General features: G+C 64.7%; 10 protein-coding genes. 1 reads left to right on the top strand and 9 read right to left on the bottom strand.

Annotated elements, in window-relative coordinates; genetic code table 11:
• On the top strand, positions 1–912 hold the full coding sequence (locus AC56QQ_RS09320) for a hypothetical protein (RefSeq protein ID WP_497126597.1): 912 nt from the start codon (positions 1–3) through the stop codon (positions 910–912).
• Positions 913–1,125: 213 nt separating this feature from the next.
• Here AC56QQ_RS09320 and amaB read toward each other — a convergent pair whose 3' ends face one another.
• From amaB to AC56QQ_RS09275, 9 genes are all read right to left on the bottom strand, one after another.
• Positions 1,126–2,640, bottom strand: coding sequence for an L-piperidine-6-carboxylate dehydrogenase (gene amaB / locus AC56QQ_RS09315; protein WP_497126595.1), 1,515 nt, complete (start codon positions 2,638–2,640; stop codon positions 1,126–1,128).
• Between the two features lie 174 nt (positions 2,641–2,814).
• On the bottom strand, positions 2,815–4,089 hold the full coding sequence (locus tag AC56QQ_RS09310) for an RNA polymerase sigma factor (RefSeq protein ID WP_497126593.1): 1,275 nt from the start codon (positions 4,087–4,089) through the stop codon (positions 2,815–2,817).
• Positions 4,086–4,460 (bottom strand): YciI family protein, encoded by a 375-nt coding sequence (locus AC56QQ_RS09305; RefSeq protein ID WP_091577722.1) that lies wholly within the window; start codon positions 4,458–4,460, stop codon positions 4,086–4,088. Before AC56QQ_RS09305 ends, AC56QQ_RS09310 begins: the two co-directional genes overlap by 4 nt.
• 106 nt (positions 4,461–4,566) lie before the next feature.
• Entirely contained in the window at positions 4,567–5,673 is a 1,107-nt protein-coding gene (locus AC56QQ_RS09300; protein WP_497126591.1) for a DNA topoisomerase IB, read from the bottom strand.
• A gap of 107 nt (positions 5,674–5,780) precedes the next feature.
• Positions 5,781–6,719 (bottom strand): glycosyltransferase family 2 protein, encoded by a 939-nt coding sequence (locus tag AC56QQ_RS09295; RefSeq protein ID WP_497126589.1) that lies wholly within the window; start codon positions 6,717–6,719, stop codon positions 5,781–5,783.
• A 142-nt stretch (positions 6,720–6,861) separates the two neighbouring features.
• Positions 6,862–7,746 (bottom strand): transglutaminase family protein, encoded by an 885-nt coding sequence (locus AC56QQ_RS09290; protein ID WP_497126587.1) that lies wholly within the window; start codon positions 7,744–7,746, stop codon positions 6,862–6,864.
• Positions 7,747–7,749: 3 nt separating this feature from the next.
• The gene (locus AC56QQ_RS09285; RefSeq protein ID WP_497126585.1) at positions 7,750–10,161 is read right to left on the bottom strand and encodes a circularly permuted type 2 ATP-grasp protein; all 2,412 of its coding nucleotides are present in this window, start codon (positions 10,159–10,161) and stop codon (positions 7,750–7,752) included.
• Between the two features lie 6 nt (positions 10,162–10,167).
• On the bottom strand, positions 10,168–13,527 hold the full coding sequence (locus AC56QQ_RS09280) for a transglutaminase family protein (protein ID WP_497126583.1): 3,360 nt from the start codon (positions 13,525–13,527) through the stop codon (positions 10,168–10,170).
• Between the two features lie 250 nt (positions 13,528–13,777).
• The gene (locus AC56QQ_RS09275) at positions 13,778–14,974 is read right to left on the bottom strand and encodes an acyl-CoA dehydrogenase (RefSeq protein WP_497126581.1); all 1,197 of its coding nucleotides are present in this window, start codon (positions 14,972–14,974) and stop codon (positions 13,778–13,780) included.
• Positions 14,975–15,062: the final 88 nt, after the last annotated feature.

Below are 15,062 nucleotides of genomic sequence, written 5' to 3'. Positions count from 1 at the left end.
ATGGGGAACACGACTCCGTTGTCGGAGTTGAAGAGAAACACGAGGAGCATAGCGCTGAATCTGGAAGACATTGCCGGCCATCCGGCCTTGCACCGTTACGTTCAGGAACAGTCGCTGGCGCTGATCCGAATTTATGAAGATAGCCCGCGGCTCGCTTCTATTTTTGCCACGCAGCAACGTTGGCTGATGGGTCATGTCGGCCTTGCCATGCATTTCAGGCAGGATCCGAACGACCGCCGCAAAGACTTGACGGTATCGCGTTTCATCGAGTTCGTGCACCAGCACGCGGTGGCCAGCCGCAACACGGCGGACGCTTTCATCAAGGAGATGCTGCACTACAACATCGCCGAGTATGTGTCGGGCGGGGACGGGCGCACGCACCCCTTGCAGCCGACGGCGGCGACCGTGCGGACATTCACGGGTTGGGTTCTTGCCCATCTGCGGACGCTGGATCATCTCGATGGTGGCGACCGGTTGACCAGGTTCCTGGAGCGGCCCGACATGGTTGCCAGGCTGCAGCCCCTGGTGGCGGACGGCCTGCTTGCCTCCAAGCCGGTGCGCGAACCCAACCAGACCTTTTCGCTGTTCATCTGGCTCAACAATGGCGGCATCGTCATGGACTGGCTGATGTCGGGCATCGATCCCGACGATGCCGGCCTGGAACGGATCCCGACCAGCGTGGTTTCGATCGGCGACTTCGCCAGATGGCTCAAGCTGTCGCGGACCCATCTTGCCCGCAAGTTGCGCGATGCCGAGAATCTCGGCAGCATCGGCTGGCTCGGTAAGCGCGGCCATTCGGTGATGTGGGTGTCGAACACCTTCTACCAGGAATACATGACCGTCCAGGCCGCCAAGCTGGCCATTGTCGATGCCGCTTTCGATACCTGTTTTCCGGCATCCCGGATCGGCTGAACATTCCCTCGGACTGCGGCTGGCGGCGGCGCCAATCGGCAATTCGCCAAATGGCTCAAGCTGTCGCGAACCCATGCCGAAAGACCTCGGCTGCGGCGGCTGGCTCGGTCAGCGCAGCCAGTCGATCGGTGCGGCATCCCCCATGCGGGGGACGCACAGAGTTGATCGCTCGGCGATTAGTCACGCACTAGCGACGAGCAGGCGTCGGCGTTCTCAATCGATGTCGAAGGAGACGCCCTGGGCGAGCGGCAGCGCCTTGGAATAGTTCACCGTGTTGGTGGCGCGGCGCATATAGGCCTTCCATGCATCTGAGCCGCTCTCGCGGCCGCCACCGGTTTCCTTTTCGCCGCCGAAGGCGCCGCCGATTTCGGCTCCCGACGTGCCGATGTTGACGTTGGCGATGCCGCAATCCGAACCGTCGACACCGAGGAAGCGCTCGGATTCCTGCAGGTCGCGGGTGAAGATCGACGACGACAGGCCAGCGCCCACCGCATTGTGCTCATCGAGCACGGCGTCGAAATCCGAATATTTCATCACATAGAGGATCGGCGCGAAGGTCTCTTCCGTCACCGGAGCCACCTGCTTCGGCATTTCGACCAGCGCCGGATGCACATAATAGGCATCGGGATGACCATTCTCGACCCGCGTGCCGCCAGTCACCTTGCCGCCATGGGCGCTGGCTTCCTTCAGCGCCTTCTGCATGGCGTCGAAGGCTGCCTTGTCGATCAGCGGCCCGACCAGAGAGGACGTCTCCAGCGGATTGCCAACGGAGACGCTTTCGTAAGCCTTCTTGAGACGGGGGACCAACGTATCATAGACGCTGTCATGCACGAACAGGCGCCGCAGCGTGGTGCAGCGCTGGCCGGCCGTGCCCATGGCGCCGAAGGCGATGGCGCGCAGCGCCATGTCGAGATCGGCGGTCGGGCAGACGATGCCGGCATTGTTGCCGCCGAGTTCCAGCACGGCGCGGGCAAAGCGCTTGGCCAGTCGCGGGCCGACATCGCGGCCCATGCGGGTCGAGCCGGTGGCCGAGACCAGCGGCACCTTGGGATGGTCGACCAGGATTTCGCCAACGGCACGATCGCCGATCAGCACCGGCGCCAGCCCCTGCGGCGCGTCCGTGCCGAAACGCTTGACCGCGAGCGCGAAAATCGCCTCGCAGGCGAGCGCCGTCAGCGGCGTCTTCTCGGACGGCTTCCACACCACCGCGTCGCCACAGACCAGCGCCAGCGCCGCGTTCCACGACCATACCGCCACCGGGAAGTTGAAGGCGGAAATGACACCGACGACGCCCAGCGGATGCCAGGTTTCCATCATGCGGTGGCCCGGACGCTCGGTGGCGATGGTCAGGCCGTATAATTGCCGGGAAAGACCGACGGCGAAATCGCAGATGTCGATCATCTCCTGCACTTCGCCCAGGCCCTCGGACGGGATCTTGCCGACCTCGATCGACACCAGCCGGCCAAGCTCGGCCTTGTGCGCGCGCAGTTCCTCGCCGAGCAGCCGTACCAGCTCGCCGCGACGCGGACCCGGTACCAGCCGCCAGGACTGGAACGCCTTGTGCGCGGCATCGATGGTCTTGACCGCGTCAGCCGGCGAGATGGTCTTCAGCGCCGCGATCTGTTCGCCCGTCACCGGGCTGCGCACGACGAGGTCGCCACCAACAAGCGCCTCCCTGGCGACGCCCAGTTTCGCCAGCAGTTCGGTCGTTTCCTTCGCAATCGTCATTTTTGTCCCTTTCAGATCCGTTCGCCATCATATGGCTCAGGTCAAAGCCTTGCGCTCTGTGTGCCGACGGGCACATCAGCGCTGTCATGGCGTGGCATTACTCGTTTCAGGGCAAAATCGCCACCCCGGCATGGTCCAAGCCGGGCGCAGACCGTTGAACCAGACGCAGCCGCGTCATTTTGCCGAGCGGGCAGTCCCCCGCACGGCACCGTCTTTCATCAAACGGTCGATATGCATGCGGATATGGGCGGCCTCCGCCGCCGTGTTGGCAAGCGAAATGGCGCGGTCGAAGGCAACGCGCGCCTCTTCGCCCCGGTCGAGTTGCATCAGCAGGCCGCCCTTGAGGCCGAAGAAGTGGAAATAGCCGGAAAGCCTCTGTTCGAGCGGCTCGATCATGGCAAGCGCCGCTTCCGGGCCGCGCACCTTGGAGACCGCGACCGCACGGTTGAGCGTGACCACCGGCGACGGCTGCATCTGTTCGAGCAGACCGTACAGCAGATCGATCTCCACCCAGTCGGTATCCTCGGCCTTCTCCGCCCGGGCATGCAGCGCGCCGATCGCCGCCTGCACCTGGTAGGGGCCAGGCTTGCGATGGCGCAGCGCCTTGTCGACCAGCGCCAGCCCCTCGTCGATCATCTTGCGGCTCCACAGGCTGCGATCCTGGTCCTCAAGCAGGACGATCTCGCCGTTCTCGTCGAAACGAGCCGGTGCGCGCGCATGCTGCAGAAGCAGCAGCGCCGTCAGCCCCATGATCTCCGGCTCGGTCTGGAACAGTCGCAGCAACAGCCGGGCCAGCCGGATCGCCTCCTCGCACAGCGGCGCGCGGGCCGGTGCCTCGCCGCTGTTGGTCGAATAGCCCTCGTTGAAGATCAGGTAGACCATTGCCGCGACGGCGGCGAGCCGCTCGGAGCGCTCGACAGCGTCCGGCGTCTCGAACGGCACGCCGGCATCGGCGATGCGGGCCTTGGCGCGGGTGATGCGCTGCTCCATGGCGCTTTCGCCGACCAGGAAGGCGCGCGCGATCTGCTTGACCGTGAGGCCGGAAACAACGCGCAGCGCAACCGCGATCTGCTGCGTCGCCGGAAGATCGGGATGACAGCAGATGAACAGCAGCCGCAAGATGTCGTCGCGGTAATGCGCCCCGTCCAGCCGCTCGGCTATGTCGCTCTCGGCGTCTTCCAGATCGGAGATCTGGTCCTCTTCCGGCATCGGCGCCTGCTTGGCACGCTTGCGCACCGCATCGATGCCGCTATTGCGGCCAACGAAGATCAGCCAAGCTGCCGGATCGCGCGGCGGCCCGTTTTGCGGCCAGTTTTTCAGCGCCCTGAGACACGCGTCCTGGAAAGCTTCCTCCGCGGTATCGAGGTCGCGGAAGTAACGCAGCAGCGCGCCCATCGCTTGCGGGCGGGCGGCGCTGATCGCCGAGCTGATCCAGGCGAGCTCGGTCATGCGGGAACCTTGCGGGGATTGAAGACCGACACCGGCCGGATCTCATAGGAGCCACCGCTCGGATTGACCTCGGAAAGCTCGCGCGCAAACTCCACGGCCTCGTCGAGATCGGCGCATTCGAGCGTGTAGAAGCCGAGGAACTGCTCCTTGGTCTCGGCGAACGGACCGTCGATGACGACCGCTTCGCCCTTGACCTTCCTCAGCGTCGTTGCCGCCGTGGTCGGCAGCAGCCGTGCCACCGGGCCAAGCCGGCCGGCCTTGGCGTACTTGTCCTGGACATCGAGGAGCTTGGCCATGACGTCGTCGTCCTGCGCCTTGCTCCACGAGCTGACGACATCTTCGGAAGCATAGCAGAGGATTGCGTAGAGCATTGCTGGTCCTTTTCTCTGTCAAAGGACGAAACACTAGGACCGATCCCGACAGTGCGTCGATAAAAAAATCCGGGCGCCGCGGAATTGGTGACCGCCGTGCCGTGCGTCAGCGCTCGTGCGTCTTCAGCCACCTCAGCACCAGCGCTTCCTCGTCATCGAGACCGTCAATCGAGCGCTTGCGCTTGTTGGCCTCCATCATTTCGTCGAGTAGCCGGCCTTGCGCCCAGGCCTCGAAGATCTGCGGGTGGATATAGCATTTGCGGCAGACGGCGCGCGTGTTGCCCAGCCGCTCGGCGACCTTGTCGATGACGCCGTTCATCACCTGCTTTTGCTGCGAGCGGCTTTCCGGCAATTCCGTCCGTGCAAACAGGGACGCCGCACGGATGGTGCCGCCCCATGTCCGGAAATGCTTGGAGCTGAAATCGGTGCCCACGGCCTCCCGGATAAACCAATTGACGTCCTCGGAATGGACCGGCCGCCTGTTGCCGTCTTCATCGAGATACTGGAACAGTTTCTGACCTGGCAGTTCCTGCGCCCCGCGAACGATCCTGGCAATGCGGCGGTCGACCAGCTTCAGTTTCCATTGCTTGCCGGACTTGCCCTTGAAAGCGAAACGCAGGCTTGAGCCGACGATATCGACATGGCGGTCGCGCAAGGTCGTCAGCCCGAAACTCTTGTTGTCGCGGGCGTAGGCGGCATTGCCGACCCGGATCATCGTATTGTCGAGCAACCAGACGACCGCCGCGACGACGCGCTCGAGCGGCAAGCCGCGACGGCGCAGATCGGCGTCGACCCGGCGCCGCAGTTCGGGCAGGCTTTCGGCGAATCCGGCAAGGCTCGAATATTTGGCGCCATCACGCTCGTCGGCCCATTGTGGATGATAGCGGTATTGCTTGCGTCCACGCTGGTCCCTGCCGGTCGCCTGGATATGGCCATCGGCATCGGGCGAAATCCAGACATCCGTCCAGGCCGGTGGAATGGCGATCGCCTCGATGCGTGCCCTGTTGGCGTCCGAGACTGCGCGTCCATCTGGTCCCTTGTAGGAAAATCCCTTGCCCGTCTTCACCCGGCGGATACCGGGCTCGGCATCGCTGACATAGGTCAGGGCGGCATGATGGGCCGAAGTTTGTGCCCCACTGCTCAGCGCATCATTTTTCGCCACGGCATCTTCGTCAGCCGACCGGCCGTGCGACAGCCCGGATCTTTGCAACATGTCCGCTCCACGCAAATATCCGTAGATAAGCCGCTGGCCGATTGCTGGTTCCACGTATCGTCCGAAAAGTCGGCGGCCGGGAGCGGCGGTGCTGACGAGCCTGACGCCTACAGAGCGCCTTGCAGCTGGGTCGATGGCGCGGACAAGCGTCGCCGCGCGGCGAGCTTGAACTTGTAGCGCAGGCAGCGCCAGGCCTCCGACCGTCGCTTCGGCGCGGCCGCGGCCACCGCCAGGAAGCGCGCCGCGGTGTCCAGGTCGCCGCGCGCATAGTGGACGCGGGCGATTTTGAGGGCGACAAGCCCTTCCCTGGTCTTGAGCGCCGATACCGGGATATTGCAATCGGTGAGTGTGTGCAGTTCACGGCGCCAATCCAGGAAGCGCCGCACCGGATTCATGGCAAAGCGGTCGTCGGAACGCGCCACCGAAACCTCATAGACCATGACCGGGTCGGGAATCATGGCCAGAGATGCCCTGCTCATCAGCCGTGCCCAGAACAACGTGTCTTCGTCAAAGGCCAGTCCGACCGGGAACCGCGTCTCGGCGATCAGGCGCCGCGAAGCCAGCACGCTGCCAACGGCGACCGACCGTATATCGCCTTTGACATAGGCCGAAGCGTTCGCGTGGCAGGCGGCCTGATAGCCGTCCGGCACCTTGATCTGCCGATTCTGGCCGTTCACCCGGCGCCGGTAGGCGCCAACGATCATATCGGCTTTCGGTTGATTCTCCGCCTGCCGCAGCAGCGCGCGCAAACCGCCCTGAAGATGCAGGTCATCGGCGTCGATCAGGTATACCCAGGGATAGCGCGCCTCCGCCAGCGCCACATTGCGGGCGCCGCCGGCATCGCGGCAATCGGCCGGCAGCACGCGCAGCGGCAGGGACAGTTGCGCCGCGGCCTGCCGCGCGACAGCCACCGTGCTGTCCGTCGATGCATCGTCGACCAGCAGGATCTCGCCGATGACCACGGCCTCGCTACCAAGCGACGCCAGCGTTGTCGCGATGGTGGTCGCCGCGTTGTAGGCAGGAATGACGACGCTGACCGCTCTCAATTACAAAACCCCGCATTGATGCGTTCCAAGAACATACAATTACTGTCGACCTCGAAACGGATGTAGACTAGCGGCCACATCGATGTTTGAGAAGCGGTCTTATCCACCTAGAATTGTACCGGTGGGGCCGTTGGGTTCGGTTCTACGCCTTTTCGAGCACGACCGGAATGACGTCGACAGCCTGCTCGCCGACTTGTCCGCCGGTGGTCTTGAGAACGCCGACGATCGGCGCGACGTCCGAATAGTCGCGCCCATAACCGACGGTAATATGGTCGTTGCTCGCCCGCATGCCATTGGTCGGGTCGAACTCCTGCCAGCCGGCATCGCGCCCGCACCAGACCTTGACCCAGGCATGCATGGCATCGGCGCCTTCCAGCCGGGGCTTGCCCTTCGGCGGGATGGTGCGCAGGAAGCCGCTGACATAGCCGGCTGGAATGCCGAGCCCGCGCAGGCCGGCGATCATGATGTGCGAAAAGTCCTGGCAGACGCCGCGTTTCAGCCGGAAGGCATCGCTGGCCCGCGTTCGCACCGTCGTCGCTTCGCCATCATAGGTGAAATCGCGATGGATACGATTGCAGAGCTTCATTGCCGTGCCGGCGGCCGAGCCGGCAATGCTGTCTTGCGCGTAGCCGGTGATCGCTCCGTCGATGCCGGAATGAGCGCTGCCGGCCAGAAAATGGTGAGGCGAGGACGGCGCCAGCGACCGCACAGCGGCGAGCTCCTGCCTGAGCCGGCCGATATCGGGCGATACGTCGAGCCCGGGCTCGGGCCGCGACACCGATACGCGCGCGCTCATCCTGATGTCGAGCGCGTCATGCGCGTCGCGAAAGGCGATCGAGGTGACGTTGTTGCCGAAGAAGTCGGAAAAGTCGGAACGTTCATTGGGTGCCGGCGCAAAGGACAAGGATGCGGCGATGACGCGCTGCACGCCGGAAATCGTCGACGGCAACACGCGAATCTGATGGCGACCGCCGCCGGCCGCCGCCGCATAATCATAGTGGAGATGAAGCCTGATGTCGTAGAGCATGCGCTATCCGAAGTAGGCCTTGGCGAGGCTGTTGTAGAGGCCGCCGATTTCATAGGCGAGATCGTCCAGGGCCTTTGCCGTCATGTCCGAAGGCTCCTTGATGGCGATCTGCGTGTTGAGCTGCAGGATTTCCTTGGCCGCCGGCGACATATGCCCCTCGCCGCCAACAGACGGCAAAAGGCCGATTTCGGCCTTCAGCCTTTCGAGCTGGAACAGGATGGAACGCGGATTGAGTGGGTCGAGCGCCAGAAGATCGATCACCGTGCGCCGGCCGGTCTGCACCGGATACTGCCGGCGGTGGGTCATCACGCTGTCGCCGATCTCCAGCATCATGTCGAGCGCGCCATCCGGCGCCTTGGCGCTGGTCAGCCGGGACAGCGTGCGGGCGATCTGGATGCCGCGCTCCAGCCGCCGGCCGATCTCGAGGAAACGCCAGCCGGCGAAGCGGTACATGTTCTCGTGCAGCAGGCCGGAGAAACCGGCGAGCTTGCGCAGGATCACCGTCATCGCCCTTGTCGCATCGTCACCCGGCGCCACCGTCGTCGCGAACTGATGGATGGTCTTGGACAGGTCCTTGAGCGCCAGCCAGCCATCGGGCGAGAAGCGGTCGCGGATCTGCCCGGCACTGTAGACGGCGCTATCGAGCGTGCCGATCAGCCCTGGTGGGATCGCCGTCTCGACATCGATGCCGAAGGGCTCGAGATAATCCCTGATGTCGGCGAGCAGCGGCATGTCGGGATCGGACGTTTCGGCCAGCCGCACATGGTAGGCGCGCAGGATGCGCACCGTGTCTTCGGAGCGCTCGATGTAGCGGCCGAGCCAGGTCAGGTTTTCCGCCGCCCGGCTGGGCAGGCTGCCCGGCCTGGTGCGGGTGAAGCTGTCGCTCTCTTGCGGCAGCAGCGTCTCGCGCTCCACCGGCCTGTCGCTAACCACCCAGACATCCGCCGCCTGGCCGCCGCGCTGCATGGCGATCGCCGTCGGATCGAGCGACAGACCGACGCGGGCAAAGCCGCCCGGCATCACCGTCCAGCCCTCAGGGGTTCGTGCCAGATAGACGCGCAGGCTCGCCGGCCGCGGCTCCAGCCAGCCGCCAACAAAAACGGGTGTCGTTGAAAGCGTCACCGCTTCCTGGCCGACGAAGTCACCGCCGCCGCGTTCGATGCGCGCCACCAACTCCGCCCGCTCGCCGGCGGACAGCGCCGAGCCGAGCTTGGTCGAATCGTCATCCTCGAAGGCAAGCCGGGTCGACAGCGCCGGGCCAATCACCATGCGGTCGATATTGGCCAGCACATGTGCGCGCTCCGTCTCCTGGCCACACCACCACGTGGCGACGCTTGGCAAGAGAAGCTCCTCGCCCCGCAAGGCGCGTGAAATCTTGGGCAGGAAGGCGAGCAGCGCCCGCGTTTCCATCAGACCCGAGCCCAGCGCGTTGACGGTGGCAACCGCGCCATGGCGGATCGCCTCGACCAGCCCCGGCGTGCCGATCTGCGAATCCGGGCGCAGTTCGAGCGGATCGGCGAAGGCAGCATCGAGCCGCCGCCACAACACGCTGATCGGCATCAGGCCGGAAACCGTGCGCACCATCAGCTTGCCGCCGGAAACAGTCAGGTCCTCGCCTTCGAGCAGCATGATGCCGAGATAGCGGGCGATATAGGCGTGTTCGTAGTAGGTCTCGTTGAGCGGCCCCGGCGTCAGGATGGCGACCCGGCCGCCGGTCTCCTCGGCCATGCCGATCAGCGCGTCGCGAAAGCGGCGGAAGAAGCCGGCAAGACGATGCACATGCATCTCGCCATAGATATCGGACAGCGCGCGCGTGGTGGCGACGCGGTTCTCGAGCGCAAAGCCGGCGCCGGACGGCGCCTGGGTGCGGTCGCCAAGCACCCACCACTGGCCGTCGGGCCCGCGGCCGAGTTCGAAGGCGCAGAAATGCAGGAAATGGCCGCTGGCCGGCACGGTGCCGACAACGGGACGCAAAAATTCCGGACTGGCGGCGATCAACCCAGCCGGCAGGATGCCTTTTTCGACAAGCCGGTTCGGCCCGTAAATATCGGCGATGGTTTCCTCGAACAGCTCGGCGCGCTGCACGAGGCCGGCACTGATGTCGGCCCATTCCTTGTCCTCGATAAGCAGCGGCACATGCGCCAGCGGCCATTCGCGCTCATTGGCGCCGGCCTTGTCGTAGACACGGTAATAGACACCGGCGTCGCGCAGATACTGATCGGCGCGGGCGAAGCGCTGGCCGAGCGTTTCAGGCCCCAGTTCGTCGAGCGCCTCGATGAAGTCCTTCCATACCGGACGGGGGTTGCCTGAAGCATCGACCATCTCGTCGACGACGCCGTCGATCGGCTGGTAGTGTTCCAGCAGGCTGTGGATCTGCGGCTTGCCGCGTACCCTCTTGTGATTCCCCTTTGCCATCGCTGATCAGAGTCTTGCCGGCCGCCGAAGGTCAAGGGTCATCGGGAAATCTTCCGCCGGTTGTTCCTCGCGCAGCACATAGCCGGACGGCGTGTGGCCGCGCGGTTCGAAGCGGGCGAGCCGCCGTGCCTCCGCCTCGTTGCCGTTGACCGGGAAGGTGTCGTAGTTGCGCCCGCCGGGGTGCGCGACATGGTAGACGCAGCCACCGACCGCACGGCCCGACCAGCGGTCATAGATGTCGAAGACCAGCGGCGTGTTGACCGGCAGCGCCGGATGCAGGCCCGAAGCTGGCTGCCAGGCCTTGAAGCGCACACCGGCCACCGCCACCTCGCGGTTGTCGGTGACCTTCATCGGCACGATGCGGCCGTTGCAGACGATGGCATGGCGTTCCGGATTGAGGCCTTCGGTCTTGACCTGCAGCCGTTCGACCGAGGAATCGACGAAACGCACGGTGCCGCCGATGGCGCCTTGCTCGCCCATGACATGCCACGGCTCCAGCGCCTGCCGCAGCTCCAGCTTGATGCCGGCATGCTGCACCTCGCCGCAATACGGGAAGCGGAACTCGAGCTGGGCGTCGAACCATTCGGGACGGAACTCGAAGCCGTTGAGCTTGAGATCGTCGAGCACGTCGAGAAAATCGGCCCAGACATAATGCGGCAGCATGAAACGATCGTGCAGCGACGTGCCCCAGCGCACGAAGCGGCCGTCGAGCGGGGTCTTCCATGCGCGGGCAATGATGGCGCGGACCAGAAGCTGCTGCGCCAGCGACATGCGCGCATTGGGCGGCATCTCGAAGCCGCGGAATTCGACCAGGCCGAGCCGGCCGGTCGGGCCATCCGGCGAGAACAGTTTGTCGATGCAGATTTCCGAGCGGTGCGTGTTGCCGGTGACGTCGGTCAACAGGTTGCGGAACAGCCGGTCGACCAGCCACGGCAAGGGTGCCGCGCCCTTGTCCGGATGCGGCACCTGCGCCATGGCGATCTCGAGCTCGTAGAGCGAATCGTGACGGGCTTCGTCGAAGCGCGGCGCCCGGCTGGTCGGGCCGATGAACAGGCCCGAGAACAGGTAGGACAGCGACGGATGCCGCTGCCATTGCAGCACCAGGCTCTTCAACAGATCGGGCCGGCGCAGGAACGGGCTGTCATTGGGCGTCGCGCCGCCGACCACGACATGGTTGCCGCCGCCGGTGCCGGTGTGGCGGCCGTCGATCATGAACTTGTCGGCGCCAAGCCGCGTCAGCCGCGCCTCCTCGTAGATCGCCGTCGTCGTAGCCACGCAGTCCTGCCAGTTGGAAGCCGGATGGATGTTGACCTCGATGACGCCGGGGTCGGGGGCGACGCGGATGACGTTGAGGCGCGGATCGTGCGGCGGTCCATAGCCCTCGATATGCACGGGCAGGCCGATCGCCTTTGCCGCGTTTTCGGCCGCCGCGACCAGCTCCAGATAGTCCTCCAGCGCCTCGACCGGCGGCATGAACACGCAAAGCCGCCCGTCGCGCGGTTCAACCGAAAGCGCGGTGCGCACCGCGCCGCCGATCTCGGTGATCTCCTGCTCGACCCGGTCCTGCTGGCCGGTCGCCGGCGTGAACGACGCCGCCTGCTGGCGGTGCGCCATTTCATCGGCGCCTTCCAGCTCTGCCGGAGCAGCGGTGGGCAAAATAGCCTCGCGTGCCGGCAGCGGCCCGCGCGGCAGCGAGGGATCGACCGGCACGATATAGGGGAACTGCGCCGGCGGCACATAGGGCAGCGTGCCGAGCGGTAAGCGGTACCCGACCGGTGAATCGCCGGGCACCAGGAACAGCCGGCCGCGCCGCGTCTTCCATTTTTCCGAGCGCCAGCGCGGTCCCGACGCCTGGCTGTTCCAGCGCTGCACCGGCAGCACATAGCCCGACGGCTTGGTCAGCCCGCGCTCGAACACTTTCGCCATGCGGCTGCGCTCTTCCGGGTCTTCCAGCTTGGAATTGGATGGATCGACATTATCAGGCAGCTTGCCTTCCTTGAGCAACCACTCGGCCGGGTCCTCATAGGCTTCGCTGACCATGGTCTTGTCGATGCCGAGTTCGCCGGCGATCGCGGTGAGCAGGTTCTCGGCCTGCTTCGGCCCGATATCGGCCTCGCTCTTTTCGCGCGCGATAAGCGACGGATCGCTCCATACCGGCTCGCCGTCGGCGCGCCAGTAAAGCGAGAAGGTCCAGCGCGGCAGGCTCTCGCCGGGATACCATTTGCCCTGGCCGTAATGCAGGAAGCCGCCGGGCGCGAACCGTTCGCGCAGTTTGCGGATCAGCGCGTCGGCCTTTTCGCGCTTGGTCGGACCGACGGCGGCGGTGTTCCATTCGGCAGACTCGAAGTCATCGATAGACACGAAGGTCGGCTCGCCGCCCATCGTCAGCCTCACGTCCCCGGCCGCAAGTGCCGCATCGACCTTGTTGCCGAGCGCATCGAGCGCCTGCCAGCTTTCGTCCGAGAACGGCTTGGTGATGCGCGGATGCTCGGCGATGCGGTCGACCCGCATCTCGAAGCCGAACTCCACGTTGGCGAAGCTCGCCATGCCGGAAATGGGGGCCGCATTGCGGAAATGCGGCGTGGCGGCGAGCGGCACATGGCTTTCGCCGGTGAGCAGGCCGGAGGTCGGGTCGAAGCCGATCCAGCCGGCGCCGGGAAGATAGACCTCGCACCAGGCATGCAGATCGGTGAAGTCGACGGCGGTTCCCGGTGGTCCATCGAGCGCGACGAGATCGGGCTTGAGCTGGATCAGGTAGCCGGAGACGAAGCGCGCGGCGATGCCGAGATTGCGCAGGATCTGCACCAGCAGCCAGCTCGAATCGCGGCATGATCCCTTGGTGGCGGCCAGCGTTTCCTCCGGCGAGAACACGCCGGTCTCCATGCGCACGATATAGGCGATCTCGCGCTGCAGCCGGGCATTGAGGTCAACGAGGAAATTGACCGTGTTCTTCGGGCTGGTATCGATGGTTTTCAGGAATGCCGAGAGCAGCGGTCCCGCCGGTTCGGGTGTGCGGTAGATGGTGAGATCGTCGCGTATCTCTTCCGGGTATTCGAACGGAAATGTCTCGGCCGACGGTTCGACGAAGAAATCGAACGGATTGTAGACCGTCATGTCGGCGACGAGGTCGACCTCGATCTTCAGCTCCGTCACCGGCTCGGGGAAGACGAAGCGGGCGAGGAAGTTGCCGTAGGGGTCCTGCTGCAGGTTGACGAAGTGGTTGGCCGGCTCGACCTTGAGCGAATGGCTCAACACTTTGGTGCGGGAGTGCGGCGCCGGCTGCAGCCTGATGATTTGAGGGCCGAGAACCACCGGCCGGTCATATTTGTAGTGGGTCAGGTGGTAGACGGCTGCCAGAATTGCCATGATGCCCCGGAAGTCGGCGTTTCGATCGCCGAACCCTGACACATCTGCCGGCCATTCTCCAAGCAGAGATGTTGCGGTGCACCTAATTTAAGCGGCCGAAGCCGGCTTAAGGCGTGTTGAGATTCAGGTCAGGCCCTGTCGAAAATGGTTGATACCGAGAACCGGAGCGGAGCGTACTTTTCGTATGTGAGCACCGGGAGCGCAGGAAACCGCCGTTTGCAGGCCGGCATCACCTGAATATCGACACAGCTTAGAAGAACGCCTGGATGCCAGTCTGCGCCCTGCCGAGGATCAGCGCATGCACGTCGTGCGTGCCCTCATAGGTGTTGACCGTCTCCAGGTTTTGCGCGTGGCGCATCACGTGGTAGCCGATCTGGATGCCGTTGCCGCCATGCATGTCACGGGCCTGGCGGGCGATGTCGAGCGCCTTGCCGCAATTGTTGCGCTTGACGATCGAGATCATTTCCGGCGCCATTTTGCCTTCGTCCATCAGCCGCCCGACCCGCAGCGACGCCTGCAGCGCCAAGGCAATCTCGGTCTGCATGTCGGCGAGCTTCTTCTGGTAAAGCTGCGTGCCGGCCAGCGGCTTGCCGAACTGCTTGCGGTCGAGGCCGTACTGGCGGGCGCGGTGCCAGCAATCTTCCGCGGCTCCCATCGAGCCCCAGGAGATGCCGTAGCGGGCCCGGTTGAGGCAGCCGAACGGGCCGCCAAGGCCCTTGGCGTTGGGCAGCAGCGCATCCTCGCCGACTTCGACGCCTTCCATCACCACTTCGCCGGTGATCGACGCCCGCAGCGACAGCTTGCCGCCGATCTTCGGCGCCGAAAGCCCCTTCATGCCCTTTTCCAGCACGAAGCCGCGTATCTCGTCCTTGCCGTTCTCGCCCTTCAACTTCGCCCAGACGACGAACACGTCGGCGATCGGCGCGTTGGAAATCCACATCTTGGAGCCGCTGAGCTTGTAGCCGTTCGCCGTCTTCTCGGCGCGCGTCTTCATGCCGCCTGGGTCCGAGCCTGCATCCGGCTCGGTCAGGCCAAAGCAGCCGATCCACTCACCGCTGGCGAGCTTGGGCAGGTACTTCTTGCGCTGCTCTTCGGAGCCATAGGCATGGATCGGATACATCACCAGCGACGACTGCACGCTCATCATCGAGCGGTAGCCGGAATCGACGCGCTCGACCTCGCGCGCCACCAGCCCGTAAGTCACGTAGTTGGCGCCGAGACCGCCATACTCTTCCGGGATGGTGATGCCGAGCAGGCCGGCCTCGCCCATCTCGCGAAAGATGCCGGCATCGGTCTTTTCATTGAGATAGGCGTCCTCGATCCTGGGCGCCAGCTTGTCGGCGGCGAAAGCCGCCGCACCGTCGCGCACCATGCGCTCGTCTTCCGAAAGCTGGTCCTCGATCAGGAACGGGTCTTCCCAGACGAATGCATTCTTGTCGGCGGCCATGGCGTTCTCCCAGACTCGTGCATGCCGACCAAAGTGCTTAGTGGCTTTGGGAACAACGACATGCGTGAAGCAAAATCTTGGCCCGGCT

This window comes from Mesorhizobium sp. RCAM 05099 (assembly GCF_059683685.1).
The sequence above is the reverse complement of the archived record's forward strand: the minus strand, read 5'-3'. Positions and strand labels throughout refer to the sequence as shown.

Bases quoted from the DNA above. Each gene is read 5' to 3' on its own strand.
- AC56QQ_RS09285 (WP_497126585.1), bottom strand. From the start codon at position 10,161: ATGGCAAAGGGGAATCACAAGAGGGTACGCGGCAAGCCGCAGATCCAC.
- AC56QQ_RS09320 (WP_497126597.1), top strand. From the start codon at position 1: ATGGGGAACACGACTCCGTTGTCGGAGTTGAAGAGAAACACGAGGAGC.
- AC56QQ_RS09300 (WP_497126591.1), bottom strand. From the start codon at position 5,673: ATGTTGCAAAGATCCGGGCTGTCGCACGGCCGGTCGGCTGACGAAGAT.
- amaB (WP_497126595.1), bottom strand. From the start codon at position 2,640: ATGACGATTGCGAAGGAAACGACCGAACTGCTGGCGAAACTGGGCGTC.
- AC56QQ_RS09305 (WP_091577722.1), bottom strand. From the start codon at position 4,460: ATGCTCTACGCAATCCTCTGCTATGCTTCCGAAGATGTCGTCAGCTCG.
- AC56QQ_RS09310 (WP_497126593.1), bottom strand. From the start codon at position 4,089: ATGACCGAGCTCGCCTGGATCAGCTCGGCGATCAGCGCCGCCCGCCCG.
- AC56QQ_RS09275 (WP_497126581.1), bottom strand. From the start codon at position 14,974: ATGGCCGCCGACAAGAATGCATTCGTCTGGGAAGACCCGTTCCTGATC.
- AC56QQ_RS09280 (WP_497126583.1), bottom strand. From the start codon at position 13,527: ATGGCAATTCTGGCAGCCGTCTACCACCTGACCCACTACAAATATGAC.
- AC56QQ_RS09290 (WP_497126587.1), bottom strand. From the start codon at position 7,746: ATGCTCTACGACATCAGGCTTCATCTCCACTATGATTATGCGGCGGCG.